This is a genomic window from Microbacterium sp. T3-8, assembly GCF_055398145.1.
Window position 1 is genome coordinate 2977794 of sequence record NZ_AP027918.1, and the last position, 16521, is coordinate 2994314.

9 protein-coding genes are annotated in these 16521 nt (G+C 67.7%); all 9 read right to left on the minus strand.

All coding sequences use genetic code 11. From position 1 onward, the window contains the following. Positions 1-10 precede the first annotated feature (10 nt). On the minus strand, positions 11-334 hold the full coding sequence (gene rplW / locus ACZ5Y9_RS14345; protein ID WP_247625179.1) for a 50S ribosomal protein L23: 324 nt from the start codon (positions 332-334) through the stop codon (positions 11-13). Then, on the minus strand, positions 331-993 hold the full coding sequence (gene rplD / locus ACZ5Y9_RS14350) for a 50S ribosomal protein L4 (protein WP_247625180.1): 663 nt from the start codon (positions 991-993) through the stop codon (positions 331-333). Before rplD ends, rplW begins: the two co-directional genes overlap by 4 nt. A 2-nt stretch (positions 994-995) precedes the next feature. Beyond that, a complete protein-coding gene (gene rplC, locus ACZ5Y9_RS14355) occupies positions 996-1655 on the minus strand; it encodes a 50S ribosomal protein L3 (protein ID WP_247625181.1) in 660 nt (219 codons plus the stop codon). An 8-nt stretch (positions 1656-1663) separates the two neighbouring features. Next, complete coding sequence (gene rpsJ / locus ACZ5Y9_RS14360; protein WP_030147986.1) at positions 1664-1972, minus strand: 30S ribosomal protein S10; 309 nt, start codon at positions 1970-1972, stop codon at positions 1664-1666. Between the two features lie 777 nt (positions 1973-2749). Continuing rightward, positions 2750-2962: a hypothetical protein gene (locus tag ACZ5Y9_RS14365; protein WP_464471615.1), complete on the minus strand. Its 213-nt coding sequence runs from the start codon at positions 2960-2962 to the stop codon at positions 2750-2752. 46 nt (positions 2963-3008) lie between these two features. After that, entirely contained in the window at positions 3009-12200 is a 9192-nt protein-coding gene (locus ACZ5Y9_RS14370; RefSeq protein WP_464471616.1) for an isopeptide-forming domain-containing fimbrial protein, read from the minus strand. Between the two features lie 312 nt (positions 12201-12512). Next, the gene (gene tuf / locus ACZ5Y9_RS14375; RefSeq protein ID WP_042538710.1) at positions 12513-13703 is read right to left on the minus strand and encodes an elongation factor Tu; all 1191 of its coding nucleotides are present in this window, start codon (positions 13701-13703) and stop codon (positions 12513-12515) included. 147 nt (positions 13704-13850) lie between these two features. Next, positions 13851-15965: an elongation factor G gene (fusA, locus tag ACZ5Y9_RS14380; RefSeq protein WP_282185368.1), complete on the minus strand. Its 2115-nt coding sequence runs from the start codon at positions 15963-15965 to the stop codon at positions 13851-13853. 85 nt (positions 15966-16050) lie between these two features. Beyond that, entirely contained in the window at positions 16051-16521 is a 471-nt protein-coding gene (gene rpsG / locus ACZ5Y9_RS14385) for a 30S ribosomal protein S7 (protein ID WP_017201608.1), read from the minus strand.

Below are 16521 nucleotides of genomic sequence, written 5' to 3' on the forward strand. Positions count from 1 at the left end.
ATCCCCCGGATCAGCCGATTGCCGTGAAGATGTCGATGGTGCCCGACTTCAGGGTCACGATGGCGCGCTTGGTGTCCTTGCGCTTGCCGGTGCCGAAGCGGGTGCGACGGGCCTTGCCGACGCGGTTGAGCGTATTGACGGACGCGACCTTGACGCCGAAGATCTTCTCGATGGCGAGCTTGATCTCGGTCTTCGAAGCACGCGGGTCGACGAGGAAGGTGTACTTGCCCTCATCGATCAGGCCGTAGCTCTTCTCGGACACGACCGGCTTCAGGATGACGTCGCGCGGGTCCTTGTTCAGGGCCGTCTGGAGAACAGATGCCTGCTCGCTCATGCGGAGACCTCCTGGTTGGCGCCGGACTTGGAGGCGATGAAGCCTTCGAGCGCGGCCTGGGTGAAGACGATGTCGTCGGAGACGAGCACGTCGTAGGCGTTGAGCTGGTCGAACGACAGCAGGTGCACGTGACCGAGGTTGCGCAGGCTCTTGAGCGCGAGCTCGTCGCCGCGCTCGATGACGACCAGCACGTTCTTGGACGTGGCGACCTGGCCGAGGAAGCCCGCGGCTGCCTTGGTCGAGGGCGAGCCCTCGGAGCCGAAGCTGTCGATCGCGTGCAGGCGGTCGCCGCGGAAGCGGTCGCTGAGCGCACCCAGGAGGGCGGCGGCGATCATCTTCTTGGGCGTGCGCTGCGAGTAGTCGCGCGGCTTGGGGCCGTGCACGATGCCACCACCGGTCATGTGCGGCGCGCGGATGGAACCCTGACGGGCGTTACCCGTGCCCTTCTGCTTGAAGGGCTTGCGGCCGGCACCGGAGACCTCACCGCGACGCTTGGTCGAGTGGGTTCCCTGGCGAGCCGCCGCGAGCTGCGCGACGACGACCTGGTGGATCAGCGGAATGTTCGTCTTGACGTCGAACAGCGCGGCGGGAAGCTCGATCGAGCCTGCCTTCTTGCCGTCTGCCTTGAGGACGTCGAGCGCGAGAGTCGAGTCAGCCATGATCAGGCACCCTTCACTGCGTTGCGGACGTAGACGATGCGGCCACGAGCACCGGGGACGGCGCCCTTGACGAGCATCAGACCCTTCTCGATGTCGATGGCGTGCACCGTGAGGTTGAGGACGGTCACGCGCTCGCCACCCATACGGCCGGCCATGCGCATGCCCTTGAAGACGCGGCTCGGGGTCGACGATGCGCCGATGGAGCCGGGCTTGCGGTGGTTGCGGTGCGAACCGTGCGATGCCGAGACGCCCTTGAAGTTGTGACGCTTCATGACACCGGCGAAGCCCTTGCCCTTGCTCGTGCCGACGACGTCGACGAGCTGGCCGGCCTCGAACGTGCCGTCGACCGTGAGCTCCTGACCGAGTGAGTAGTCAGCAGCGTCCGCGGTGCGGATCTCGGTGACGTGGCGGCGCGGCGTGACGCCGGCGGCCTCGAAGTGAGCCGTGAGGGGCTTGTTCACCTTGCGGGGGTCGATCTGGCCGTACGCGATCTGCACGGCGTTGTAGCCGTCCTTCTCGGGGGTACGAACCTGGGTGACCACGTTCGGTGCGAGCTCGATGACGGTGACGGGGACGAGCTTGCCGCTCTCGTTCCACACCTGGGTCATGCCGAGCTTCGTGCCGAGCATGCCCTTGGAAATCTTTGCGTTGATGTCAGCCATGTCGAACCTCAGAGCTTGATCTCGATGTTGACATCGGCCGGGAGGTCGAGACGCATCAGCGAGTCGACGGCCTTGGGCGTCGGGTCGACGATGTCGATCAGACGCTTGTGGGTGCGCATCTCGAAGTGCTCGCGGCTGTCCTTGTACTTGTGGGGCGACCGGATGACGCACACGACGTTCTTCTCGGTCGGAAGCGGCACGGGGCCGACGACGGTCGCGCCCGCACGGGTCACGGTGTCGACGATCTTGCGTGCCGACGAGTCGATGACCTCGTGGTCATACGACTTCAGGCGAATGCGGATTTTCTGTCCCGCCATTGTCTGCTCACTCTCTTTAAGCGTCTTACCGGCCTGAACCCGGTGGCTCAGGGGCATTGGACGCACGTCGGCGCTGTTCGCGCCTCGGCACTCGAACGACTCCGGGGAGTCGCTCTGCGCACCACTGTTCTGCTGTCATCCCGACCTCCGCCGCGCACGGCGAAGACCTCGAAAGGAAGGTGTCGGGGTTGTGTGTTCTGCTACCCGCGGCCTAGAACCCTGCGCCTCTCAGAGGAGACACCGTCTATGCACTGCCCTGGCAGTGATTCGGCGCACGCTGAGCGCACCGAAATGTCGAACCTGTCTATTCTGCCACGGGGTATTTCACTTGTGCAAACCCGGGCGTGTCGCGCCGCCGCCGAAGCCTCAGCCGCGAGGTGAGAACGGGGCGAGGCATCCCCATGCCTCGCCCCGTTCGGGGAGGGCGTTCAGTGCGAGGGGGCACACCGAACGCGAGGAATCCGGCGTGAAGGGACGCCGAGATCCTCGATCGAGGGCACGGCGATGACGCCGCCGTGCAGGCGGGGTGACGAAGGCGCGCAGCGAGTGCGCACGTCGCAAGATGATCCCCAAGATCGCATTCCCCAGTTGAACGCGGACGAGCCGCGTGCTTCAGGAGTCCGGACCCCTCCGGGCTCCCCGACCGCCCTATCCCCAGTGCGGTCGGCTCCAGTCTACGCATCCGCGGGTCTCCACGCGAGCATCCGCCGGAATATCGCAGCGCACGACGGAGGGCGGTGACCTCCTCCCGGAGATCACCGCCCTCGGAGCGATCGACTACTTGTTGCCGACCTGCTTGTCGGCCGCGTCGCGGATCTCGTCGATCTTTTCGGACGCACCCGGAGCGATCTTCTTGGCGAAGTCGGCGACGCCGTCGAGGACCTTGTCGCTGATGTCCTCGGCCTGTTCGCTCTTCACGGCCTCGGCGATCTTGTCCTTGTTCTGCTCGACGAAGTCCTTGCCCTTGTTGACGGCGTCCTCGATACCCATGTGCGTCCCCTACTGGTCATGTGCTCCGGATCGGTTCCGGGCACCCTCATTCTGCATGCACGGACGCGCCGGCGGAAGAGCGTCGACGCGCGGCGACGAACAGTCCTCCCGACACCATCATCAGCAGGGCGACCGCGAGCAGACCCCAGGCCATCTCGGCACCGGTCGTGGCGAGCGGATCCGCGGCGGCGACATCGACCGTGGCCTCGTCGGTCAGCACGGCGTCCTCGGTCTGCTCGCTGGGCGAGGTGACCGTGACGACGTTGGTGACCGACGGGTACGCGGCTTCGCCGACGTTCACGCGCAGCGCGAGGGTGATCTCCTCGTCGACCGCGAGGCCGTCCTCGAGCGTCCAGGTCACGACCTGGCCATCGACCTGCACTCCCTCGTCGGGAGATCCGGCGAACGAGAGCCCGGCGGGCAGCACGTCCGTCACGGTGATCGGCCCCGGGTCGGCGGTGGGACCGTCGTTGCGCACGACGATCTCGTAGGACCCGGCCTTGCCGACCTGGAACTCGCCGACCGCGGTCTTGCTCACGACCAGCGCGGCCATCGGCGGCACCGTGACGACGTCCGACGCGCGGTTGTCGTCGGGGGTGCGGTCGGGGTGCTCCTCCGTGATCTCGGCGGCGGAGACATCCGCCACGTTCACGACCTCGGAGTAGGCCGCGACGAGCACGCGGGTGCTCACGCCCAGGACGGATGCCGTCTCGCCCGGCGCGAGGGGCAGCGCGTAGCGCGCGACCACACGGGTCCCGGCCGTCGCGTCCTCCGCATCGACCGGTGCGATGCTCTCGATCGACCAGTCGGTTCCGACCTCGTCGCCGACGGTCGTCGTGACCTCGAGCCCGGCGGGCACGACGTCGGTAACGACGACATCCGTCGCCTCGGACGGTCCGGCGTTGCGGACCTCGAGAGCGAACGCGAGCTCGTCGCCGATGCGCACGGCGGCTGCGTCGTGGGTCTTCGTGATCGAGAGATCGACCTCGCGAGCGATCGTGAGGTCGGCGGAGTCACCGTCGTTCTCGGGGTTCGAGTCCGGGGTGCCCGACGACACGGATGCCGTATTGGTGAGCACCGTGCCGTGCGCGACCGACGGGTCGACGGCGGCCTCGAACTCGATCGAGGGCGCAGCGGCGCCGTTCACGAGGCCCGCGTCCGCCGGCAGCATCGTGAAGGTCACGGTCTGCGGATCGGCGTCGTCGGCCTGCGCGGACCACGCCTCGACGGCGTCACCGGTCAGACCGGTGAAACGGATGCCGGAGGGCAGCGCGTCCGTGACCGTGATCGGCCCGACCGCATCGCTCGGTCCGGCGTTCTCGACCTCGATCCGGTAGCGCACGCTCTCCCCCGCGACCGCGGAGGTGATCTCGGCGCCCTCGGCGTCGACCGCCGTCTTGACGAGGCCGAGGTCGGCATCCGTGGAGACGTCGATCGCGGCGTCGTCGCTGTCGGAGTGCGGCGAGGTGCTGCGGCTGTCGGTCCACGACAGGTTCGCCGTGTTCGTCAGCTCGGTGCCGGTGGGCACGTTCGACTCGATGAGGGCGACGACCGTGATCGTGCTCTCCCCCAGCGGGTGTCCGCGACGGATGCAGCTCTGGGCGTCCTCGTCGCACGTCCAGCCCTCGCCCGCGATCGAGACGGGGGCGAGGCCGGCCGGCAGCACGTCGGTGAGGAAGGCGTCCGCGACGGACGGCCCCTCGTTGTCGACCGTGATGGTGTACTCGACCTCGGTGCCGGCGATCCACGGACCGTCGGCGACGTCCTTCTGCACCGTCATCTCGGCGAGGGTGACGATGTCGATCTCGGCCTCGCCGTGGTTGTTCGCGGGGTCGAAGTCGTCGGGCCCCGTCACGTCGGCCTCGTTCACCAGGGTCTGCGGGCGAACGTCTGCGGCCACGTCGGCGGTGACGACGATCTCGATGGTCGATCCGACCTCGAGGGTCTGCTCCTCGGTCAGCGCCGTCCACGAGATCGCGCGGCCGTTCTCCGACACCGTGGGGCTGGCGGCGTCTGCCTCGGCTCCCGCGATCGAGATGGTCGACGAGCTGTACGTGAGACCTGCCGGGAGCTGATCGCTGATCGTGATCGGCGCGCTCGAGAAGCTCGGCCCCTGGTTCGTCACCGTCAGCAGGAATCGCGTCTGCGTGCCCGCGGTCACCTCCGGGGTCTCTCCCTCGGCGACGGCGACGCCCTCGGCATCCATCGCCTGCTTGAGGATCGCGAGATCCGCGACGCGGTCGGAGTCCGTCGTGTCGCCGTCGCGCGGCTCGTTGGTGGCGTTGGTCGCCGATGCGGTCGCCCAGTTCTCGACGACCGAACCGGGCGCGAGCGCGGCGTCGACGTCGTAGGTCACGACGAACGCGCGGGTGTTGTCCCCCGCGGCCGCCGGCACGGTGCCGTCGACGGTGAACGTGTCGTGGGTGTCGGGGCCCGCGATTCGGGTCCAGGTGCCCGTCACGTCCTCGACGGATGCGAAGGCGAGCATGCTCGGCACCTCGTCCTCGACGCTGACGTCGCGGGCATCCGCCGGTCCGTTGTTCGTCACGACGACGCGGTAGCTCACCGTCTCACCGGCGACCACGACGGGCAGCGGCCCGCCGAACTGCGCGGCGTCCTTCCAGACTCCCTGGTCGTTCACGACGCGCGTCTTGGTGATGGCGAGGGTCGTCGCATCCCCCGGAGAGACGGTGACATCGTCGGAGTTGTTGGTGGTGGTCGGATCGGTGGTCGCCCCCGCGGTGACGGTCGCCTCGTTGACGATGTCGCCGTCGTCGGGCGTCCACGATGCGAGCACGGTACCGGTCAGCGAGAGATCCTGCGCGGGACCGACCGCGAGCTGGGTGCCCGTGAACGTCCAGGTGATCGTGTCACCGGCGGTGGCGGGCCAGCCGTCGGATGCCGAGGCGGTCCACGCCGTCAGCCCCGCCGACGGGTCGGCCACGCCGGTGATCCCCTCCGGGATGGTGTCGGTCACGGTGATCTTGTCGTCCGCCGTCGACGCCGACACCGAGGGGCCGTTGTTGCGCACCGCGATGCTCCACGTGATCGAGCGTCCGGCGGTCACCTCGGCGGTGTTCACCGTCTTCTCGATCGCGAGATCGGCAGCGCTCGAGATGGGCTTCGTGGCCGTGGCCGCGTTGTCCTTCGCGATGTCGGCCGGCAGCTCGTACGTGCGGCCGGTGACGCTCGCGGTGTTCTCGGCGGTCCCGGTGGCCGGGGCCTGGATCGTGACGTTCGCGACCAGGACGATCCGGTCGGAACCGTCGGCCTTCAGGGCCGTGCCGGTCGTACCGACGACGAACGGGTCGGCTGCCGTGCCCGCACCCGAGAGCGAGAGCGCGGTGCCCGTGGTGTCGGCGGCGCCGCTGTAGTACCGCGCGGTGAAGGCACCGGTGGTCACGCCGTCGGGGAGGACGGCCTCATCGGTCACGCGGAACGGACCGTTCGCGGCATCCGGTCCCTGGTTGGTGACCGTGATGCGCCACTGCGGCTGCGTGTACCCGCCGCGCACCGAATCGCCGGCCGTCCAGGCGCCCTGGGCGTCGCCGCCGATCGCCTGCTTGACGATCTTCAGGTCGGCACGGGCGATCTGCGCGTTCGCCTGCGCGTTCGTGTCGACGTACAGGCCGTTCGCGTTACGGGTGACGCCCGTCCGATCGGTGGCGGAACCCGTGAGGGTGTTCGTGTGGTTGGTCGCGAGTCCCGCTCCCGCCGTGGTCACGGCATCCGCGAGCGGCTTCGAGGAGAAGGTCACGACGACCGTGCGCTGGGCATCGGTCGCCCCGGCGGCGGTTCCCGGAAGGAACGCCGCACCGGTCTCCGAACCCAGCACCCAGGTGAGCACCTGGCGACCGTTCGCCGTCGTGATCGTGGGCGCGTCGAGGGCGATCGCCGCCTGACCCGCCACCGAGATGCGCGGCGCCACCGAGTCGTCGAAGCGCCAGTCCGTCGGAAGGGTGTCGGTGAGGGTGACGGTCTGGGCGGAGCCCGCACCGACGTTTCGGGCCTGGAGGGTCCAGGAGAACGCCTCGCCAATGAAGGCCTGGGCACCCGGCGTGGTGACGCTCTTCTGCAGCTGGATGCTCGGGAAGAGCGGGCTGATCGCCGCGCTGCCCGTCGTGTTGGTGGTGGGGATGGCTGCCCCACCCGGGCGGGTCGAGCCCGGACGGTAGACCCAGCCATCGGACGACGCCGACGAATACTGCGTGACGCGAACCGTGTTGTTGAGGGCGATCGCGCGCAGCGACTCCGAGGAGACGAAGCTGCCCTCGTAGACGAGGTCGCGCACGTTGGCACCGCTCGCGTTCGAGAGCGGACCGGCGAGGGTCCAGGTGATCACGCCGCCGCGGCCGTCGCGGATCGCGTCCTCATCGGAGAACACGGCCTCGTCGAACACGCTCTGCTTCGTGTCGATGCGCACTCCCGCGTCGACCGTGTCGGTGACGACGATCCCGTGAGCAGGCGCCGTGCCTGCACCGGTGGCGTTCGTCACGCGCACGCGATAGGTGAAGGATTCGTCGGGGTTCCCCGTCTTGCTCGCCGCATAGGTCGAGTCCGCGGCGCCCGTCGTCTTGACGGCCTTCGCGATCGTGACGCTGGGGTGGAGCAGAGTCACGGTGGCCGTCGACGTCGGCGTCTTGCGGTCCCCCGGTGCGGTGGATCCGTTGACCGAGCTCCAGGCGAAGGTGCCCGTGTTGCTCGGCGCCGCGGCCGTCACGGCGTTCGTGATACGCGCCTCGAACGTGACGGTGATCGTGCGGTTCGCCGACCACGCGAGGATGTCGTCGGGACCGACGCTCCAGGTGAGCGTCCGCCCGTTCAGCGACGGGGCGCCGATCACGGGCGTGTTGGGAGCGCCCGCCCAGTTCGCCGTCTCAGTGTGCGTGCCGCCCGAGAGGTACTCGACTCCGACCGGCAGGGTGTCGGACAGCACGACGTCGTAGAAGTTCGTGCTGGCCGGCAGTGTGGTGGTCAGGGTGTAGGTGACGACGTCGCCGACCGGTGCGGAGCCCGGCTCGACGGTCTTGAGGATGGATGCTTCGGGCATGCGCACCGTCGCGGAGCTGATCGCCGCGACCGTGCCGCGACGGTCCGACGTGTCGGTGTCATCGCCCACCGCGAGCGGGAGCGTGTATCCCTTGAGCTCGGCACGGTTGGTGAACGTCGACCCGCCGCCGGCCTGGGTCTCGACCGTCCCGGTGTAGGTGAGCGTGGGCGCACCGGTCGGGCCGGTTCCGTTGATCACCGGGATGGTCCACTCGATGAGCGTTCCCGGACCGGTGCCCGGCTGGATCACGTTGCCCGTGCCGATCGCGCAGTCACCGATGATGCGCGGATCACCGGACGTGGCGGAGAGGGTGCTCGGCGTGATCTCGGTCGGCACGCAGTCGAGCACGACGGCGTCGTAGAACGAGACGCGGTTCGCGCCGTTCTCCGCTCGCAACGTGTAGGTCACCGTGCCGTCGGCGGCGACCGTCGCGGACGATGCCGTCTTCGTGAGCCGCGGGGCGGGCTCGATGAACTGCACCTGGGCGTTCGCGGTGCGGGTGAGGCGCGCGTTCGTGTTCGTGCTGTTCGGGTCGCCGAAGGTCAGTGTGGCCGTGTTCGTCAGCTGCGTGCCGTTGGCGATCTGCGGCTGGCTCGCGTTGGCCGTGTTGGCGTCGCGGTCCTTCACCCACACCGAGATCTGCACGCGGAACGTCTGCGCTTCGTCCGTGCCGTTCGTGTACGTGCTCGGGAAGGTGAGCACGCCGCGCGCGGCGCCCGAGGTCTCGGCGGTCCGGAAGCCGTCGGCCTCGTCGGCCGTCTCGATCTCTTCTCCCGTCGGACCGAAGAACTTCGCACTCCCCGCCACGTACTGGTACGTGACCGCCGCGCCGCCGGTGCTGAGCGCGCCGTTGTCGGAGAGCACGGCATTGCGGATGGAAGTGCGGGCCGGGATGCTCATCGAGTACTCGAAGGTCGCGTACTCCCCCTGCACGATCTGCGACGCGGAGTTGCGCGCCGAGGTGCCGAGATCCGTCTGACCGAACGGCGTCCCGGTCGTCGGGCCGACCTCGGTCGACAGGAGCTTCTTGGCGACGGTCACGTCGGGCAGGTGCACCTCGGCGGTGTCGACCGTGTCGACATCGGATGCCGCGACCTCACCGGCCTGCGGGGTGCGGTTCGTGAGCTGCTGGCCACCGGCATCCGCCTGCGGCACGACCGTGGTCTTCGTCGACGGCGTGTTCTCGATCGCGTAGCTGACGATGCCGGCCGTGTTCACGTAGCTCTGCGTGAGCTGTGCGGCGGCGCCGCCGTTCGTCGCGCCGGCGGGAACCGTGAGGGTGTAACCGAGCGAGAGGCCGCGGACGACCTCGGGCGCGGCGTTCTCACCCGTCGTCGCGGGGGTGCTGCCGGGAACCGAGGCGCCGATCGTCCAGACGATCGCCGAGCGCCCGCTGTACGCAGGCGTCAGAGCGATCCCGTTCGGCAGCTCTCCATCGTCGTAGGCGACCGCGGTGACGTCATCCGCCGTCGTGTACGGCGACGCGGGTGCGGTCGCCCCGCCGTCGTACGTCGCGGCGGTGAAATCGGCGACGTCCGCCTTCTTCACCCCTGCCGGGAGAACGTCCCACACGACGTAGTCGGTGGTCGAGTTCTGGGGGGAGGTGACGTCGATCCGGTACTCGACCTTGTCGTTCTGCACGACCTGGTTCGTCTCGGTGCGCGCGCCGAAGGTCGTACCGTTCGGGGTCGCGGTGCCGTTGACCGCCGCGATGCCCTTGGTGAGCGTCGAACCCCAGTCGAGGTCGATGCCCGCGTCGTCGCGGCGGAAGGAGATCTCGCCGTTGACGTTCACCTGCTGGTACTTCGCCTGGTTCTTCGGGCTGTCGACCTCTTCGCGGGATGCGGACTGCGCCTGCACCTCACCGCGGATGTAGACGGTCACCGTGCTGCCCGCAGGCATGAAGCGGTGGTCGCTGCCCCCGCGGTTGCGCGAGCCGAACTCCCAGGTGAGCGACGACTCGGTCGTCACCGGGTTCGGGATGAAATCGGTGGGGAATCCGGAGGAGCCGTAGGCGACCGGGGTCGTCGTCGATGCGCCCGCCGGGAAGCCCGTGTACGCGTAGCGGATCTCCTGCAGTGCGACGCCCTCGGGGAGGTAGTCGACGAGCTCGGCGTTACGGATGTCGATCCCCCTCGCGAACGGGATCTCGATGCGGTACCAGACCGAGTCGCCGGGCGAGAACGGCTGGACGGCATCCTTCACCCAGGCCTCGGGGTCGGTGGTGAGCTCGCTGCCGCGCTCGAGAACCGTCTTCGTGAGTCCGGTGAAGCCCGAGGTGATGATCGCGGCGGAGTCGTCCGAGATCAGGCGGGCACCGCCGACGCGCGCGCTCAGCGCCGGGTCGTTCGCGATCGCGGCGATCGGGTCGGTCTGCGCCGTGACGGTGACCCGGTTGACGAAGCTGTCGCCCGAGCTCGTACCGCCGCTGGTGCCGCTGTAGTTGGGACGCTGCATGACCGAGTAACGGCCGGTCATCGTCTCGCCCGCGACGAGGTCGTCGGCGGAGAAGACGACCGTGAACGTGCCGTCGGTGCGGTCGTAGTCGATCGAGACGACCGTCAGGTCGTCGGAGAGCACGGCGCCGCTCGCGGTGGTCGGGTAGTTGCACGCCTCGCCGGGGACCTCGGAGTTCCAGCGCTCGGACGTGACCGTCGCGCCGTCGATCATGAGGGTCGCGGCCGTCTCCCCCGCAGGGAGCGCGGGGCAGAGACCGTTCGGGATGACGTCGGTGAGGATGATGTCGCTCGCATCGACGTACTCGCTGACGTCGACCTGCATGGAGTAGACCGCCACCGATCCCGTCGAGAACAGTCCGCTCGAGTCGACGCTCTTGAGCACGCGCACGTCGACCGCCTCGATGATCTCGTCATCGTCGTCGGAGCTGGCGCGCAGCGACTCGTCGCCGCCGAAGACCGGCCCCTGGTAGGTGCCGACGACCGACGCGACGTTGCGGAACGTCTGCGCGGTGGCCGGCGCATCCGTGGCACCGTGGCGGGTGGAGGCGCCGGTGTTGTTGTCGAGGTTCGCCGCCTGTGCGCCGCTCTCTGCCGACGGGGCCGTGCCCGCCGCCCACTGCGCGTTGGCGAACAGCGGGACGACGGCGCGGTACTGGAGGGTACGGGTCTCGTCGGCCGCGAGGTCGCCGAGCAGCCACGTGACCTTGGTGTAGACACCGGCGCCGGGGAGTCCGAGAGCCAGCGCCTGGGCCTCGGTGAGCGACACCGTCTCGACGGTCTCGCCGTCGATCGCGCCGCCGGCGAGACGAGGCGCGGTCGGGTACTCGGCACCCGGTGCCGAGTTGTCGACGGTGGTGCCGTCACCCAGGTATTCGATTCCGGCGGGGAGGTAATCGGTCACGGTCGCGCCGAGGGTCGCCTCGCGCTTCGTGTTCTGCACGGTCACGGTGTAGACGGTGGGCTCGCCGTGCGCGCCGCGCAGACGCTCGTCCTCGGCGCTGGGCTCGGACTTGGTGACGCGGAGCGCCTTGACCGGCACGTCGTCATCGGCGAAGCCCGTACCCGACGTGTGGTCGGCCGTGCGGGAGACGCTGGTCGAGCCGTCGAACGTGGGCAGACGCGCGGGGTCGTCGCTGGTGAACGCTCGGATCGAGAAGTCGATGCGGCTGCCGACCGGGTAGGCGTCGGATGCCGGGGCGATCGTGATCGTGGAGGGAACGGTCGCCCCCTGCGGGAGGTCGTTGACGTTCGACCAGACCCAGACCTGCTGACCGGCGGGGACCGCGCACAACTGCGGCTGAGCGGAGCCCGTGGGGGCGGCCACGAGGCCGAGGTCGGTGCAACTCGGGAGATCGGTGGCGGCGGTGCGCGTGCGGTTGGGCAGCACCTGGCCCTCGGTGAAGATCGTCGGGGCACCGAACTCGCCGCCCGAGACGAACGAGACGGATGCCGGGACCATCGCCATCAGGCTGAGGTTGAACTGCCGTCCGCCCGAGGTGTTCGAGACGGCGACGTCGAAGCCGACGTTCTCCTCGGCGAGGACGAAGTCCTTTCCGGCGCCCGAGGGATCCACGCTCTCGACCGAGACGCTGGGCGTCCAACTGTTGGCCGATGCCATCTGAGCCGAAATACCGGCGACGAACGCCCCGGCGATCACGGAGACGATGGCGGTGATCGCCGTCAGCTTCCGGGCGTGCTGCTGCTTCTGCGGACGCGCGTTCGAACGCATGGTGATACTCCCCTTTATCCCGCGCGCCACTCCCCGGCGCGCAGGCTCTCCCCGATACAGGCAGGCGCACGCAGATCAGCGGCTCAGGGAAGCTTCGGGTTTCCCTGGCCGCTGCAGCGCCGGCTCGACCTAGGGCTCGAACACATGCCTGCTTCGCCATGCTTTCGCATAGCGGTATTCACCATATCCAACACTTCGTGTTTTATTCAACTGGATAGGGGAACGAGTTTGGGATACCGGATTCTCGGGTGTCCGGGCAACACAAAAGGGGCCGGACCCGAAGGTCCGACCCCTTGTGCAGGAAGCAGATGCTTACTTGATGATCTTCGTGACCGTACCAGCGCCGACGGTACGTCCACCCTCACGGATGGCGAAGCCGAGGCCCTCTTCCATGGCGATCGGCTGGATCAGCTCGACCGTCACGTCGGTGGTGTCGCCGGGCATGACCATCTCGGTGCCCTCGGGCAGCGTGATGACGCCGGTGACGTCGGTGGTGCGGAAGTAGAACTGCGGGCGGTAGTTCGTGTAGAACGGGTTGTGACGGCCACCCTCGTCCTTCGACAGGATGTACGCAGTGCCCGCGAAGTCGGTGTGCGGCGTGACCGAACCCGGCTTCACGATGACCTGGCCGCGCTCGACGTCCTCACGCTTCGTACCACGGAGCAGGAGACCGCAGTTCTCGCCGGCCCATGCCTCGTCGAGCTGCTTGTGGAACATCTCGATACCCGTGACCGTGGTCTTGACGGTCGGACGCAGTCCGACGATCTCGACCTCGGAGTTGATGGCCAGGGTGCCACGCTCGGCGCGACCCGTGACGACGGTTCCACGACCGGTGATCGTGAAGACGTCCTCGACGGGCATCAGGAACGGCTTGTCCTTGTCGCGCACCGGGTCGGGCACGTTCTCGTCGACGGCCTCCATGAGGTCGAGGATCGACTGGACCCACTTCTCGTCACCCTCGAGGGCCTTGAGAGCGGAGACGCGGACGACAGGAGCGTCCTCGGCGAAGCCCTGCGAGGCGAGCAGCTCGGAGACCTCGAGCTCGACGAGCTCCAGGATCTCCTCGTCGTCGACCATGTCGGACTTGTTCAGCGCGACGAGCAGGTACGGAACGCCGACCTGCTTGGCGAGCAGAACGTGCTCACGCGTCTGAGCCATCGGGCCGTCGGTGGCGGCGACCACGAGGATCGCGCCGTCCATCTGAGCCGCACCGGTGATCATGTTCTTGACGTAGTCGGCGTGGCCGGGGGCGTCAACGTGCGCGTAGTGGCGCTTCGGGGTCTCGTACTCGATGTGCGAGATGTTGATGGTGATACCACGCTGGCGCTCTTCCGGCGCCGAGTCGATGGAAGCGAAGTCGCGCTGCACGTTGGTGTCAGACGGGAACTTGTCAGCAAGCACCTTCGAGATCGCTGCGGAGAGCGTGGTCTTGCCGTGGTCAACGTGACCGATGGTTCCGATGTTGACGTGCGGCTTGGTCCGCTCGAACTTGGCCTTAGCCACTGGGTCCTCCTCAGGACGTCGTGTAGAGGGTGCCGGGCACTGGATTGCGACCGGTTCTCTACGGGTGTGAATCTCAGTTTAGTAGAGAGGGAATGTGAAGTTGTAGGGGACCTGGGAGCCGGGCCGGAACCCGGCTCCCAGAAGTTGTTACTCGCCCGCGGTCTTCTGGACGATCTCGTCGGCCACGTTGCGGGGAACCTCAGCGTAGCTGTGGAACTCCATCGAGTAGACCGCGCGACCCGAGGTCTTCGAGCGCAGGTCGCCGATGTAACCGAACATCTCGGACAGCGGCACCTGGGCACGGACGACCTTGACGCCGGCGGCGTCCTCCATCGACTGGATCTGGCCACGACGCGAGTTCAGGTCACCGATGACATCGCCCATGTACTCCTCGGGAGTACGGACCTCGACGGCCATCAGCGGCTCGAGGAGAGCCGGGCTGGCGCGGCGAGCCGCTTCCTTGAAGCCCATGGAGCCGGCGATCTTGAACGCCATCTCCGAGGAGTCGACGTCGTGCGCGGCACCATCGACGATGGTCGCCTTGACGCCGACCATCGGGTAGCCCGCGAGGACTCCGACGTTCATGGCGTCCTGGAAACCGGCGTCGATCGAGCCGATGTACTCGCGCGGGATGCGTCCACCGGTGACGGCGTTAACGAACTCGTAGGTGTTCTCGGAGTCCAGGTCCATCGGCTCGATGGTGAACTGGATCTTCGCGAACTGACCCGAACCACCGGTCTGCTTCTTGTGCGTGTAGTCGTGCTTCTCGACGGCCTTGCGGATCGTCTCGCGGTACGCGACCTGGGGCTTTCCGACGTTGGCCTCCACGTTGAACTCGCGCTTCATGCGATCGACGAGGATGTCGAGGTGCAGCTCGCCCATTCCCTTGATGGTCGTCTGACCGGTCTCGGGGTTGAGCTCGGTGCGGAAGGTCGGGTCCTCTTCAGCGAGCTTCTGGATGGCGACACCCAGCTTCTCCTGGTCGGCCTTGGTCTTCGGCTCGATGGCGACCTCGATCACGGGCTCCGGGAACGTCATCGACTCGAGGACGACCGGGGAGGCCGGGTCGGTCAGGGTGTCACCGGTGGTGGTGTCCTTCAGACCGATGACGGCGTAGATGTTGCCCGCGGTGACCGAGGGGACCGGGATCTCCTTGTTGGCGTGCATCTGGAAGATCTTTCCGATGCGCTCCTTCTTGCCCTTGGTCGAGTTGATGACCGCGGAGCCCGACTCGAGCGAACCCGAGTAGACGCGCACGTAGGTCAGACGACCGAAGAACGGGTGCACCGCGACCTTGAACGCCAGCGCGGCGAACGGGTCGTTGGCGTCGGGGTGACGCTCGATGATCTTCTCGGGGTCCTTGGGGTCGTGCGCCTCGATCGAGCCCACGTCGAGCGGGTTCGGGAGGAAGTCGACGACCGCGTCCAGCATCGGCTGCACGCCGCGGTTCTTGAACGCCGAGCCGCAGAGCACCGGGTAGATCTCCGAGGCGACCGTCATCTTGCGGATGGCGCCCTTGATCTCGGCGACCGTGAGCTCCTCGCCACCGAAGAACTTCTCGAGGAGTGCGTCGTCGCTCTCGGCGACGGTCTCGAGCAGCTGCTGGCGGTAGGAGTCGGCCTTCTCCTTGAGGTCGGCCGGGATCTCCTGGATCTCGTAGGAGGCGCCCATGGTCACATCACCCTTGGCGTCACCCGCCCACACCAGTGCGCGCATCTCGATGAGGTCGACGACACCGATGAAGTCGCTCTCCGCGCCGATGGGCAGCTGGATGACCAGCGGCTTGGCGCCGAGGCGGTTGATGATCGTGTCGACCGTGAAGTAGAAGTCGGCGCCGAGCTTGTCCATCTTGTTGACGAAGCAGATGCGCGGGACGTTGTACTTGTCGGCCTGACGCCACACGGTCTCGGACTGGGGCTCGACGCCCTCCTTGCCGTCGAAGACGGCGACGGCACCGTCGAGGACGCGGAGCGAGCGCTCCACCTCGACCGTGAAGTCCACGTGACCGGGGGTGTCGATGATGTTGATCTGGTTCTTGTTCCAGTAGCAGGTCACGGCGGCAGACGTGATCGTGATGCCGCGCTCCTTCTCCTGTTCCATCCAGTCGGTGGTCGAAGCACCGTCGTGGGTCTCGCCCAGCTTGTGGTTGACACCCGTGTAGAACAGGATGCGCTCAGTCGTGGTGGTCTTGCCAGCATCGATGTGCGCCATGATGCCGATGTTGCGGACCTTGCTCAGGTCGGTGAGCACGTCTTGTGCCACGGGAGTGTCCTTATCTTTTCTGGCAGTCGTACTGCGAAGAGGGGGTGCCCGCCCCCGACGGATGGCCGGGGGCGGGCGGAGCTGTTTACCAGCGGTAGTGAGCGAACGCGCGGTTCGACTCGGCCATCTTGTGGGTGTCTTCGCGGCGCTTGACCGCGGCACCCAGGCCGTTCGAGGCGTCGAGGATCTCGTTCTGGAGACGCTCGGTCATCGTCTTCTCACGACGACCCTTGGCGTAGCTGACGAGCCAGCGCAGCGCGAGGGTGTTCGCGCGGTGCGGCTTGACCTCGACCGGCACCTGGTAGGTCGAGCCACCGACGCGGCGGCTGCGGACCTCGAGGGTGGGGCGGACGTTGTCGAGCGCCTTCTTGAGCGTGGCGACGGCATCCTGACCGTTCTTCGCCTCGACGCCGCGGAGGGCGCCGTAGACGATCGACTCGGCCAGCGACTTCTTGCCGTCGACGAGGATCTTGTTCACCAGCGAGGTGACGATCGGAGCGCCGTAGACCGGGTCGTTGACGACGGGGCGCTTGGGGGCGGGACCCTTACGAGGCAT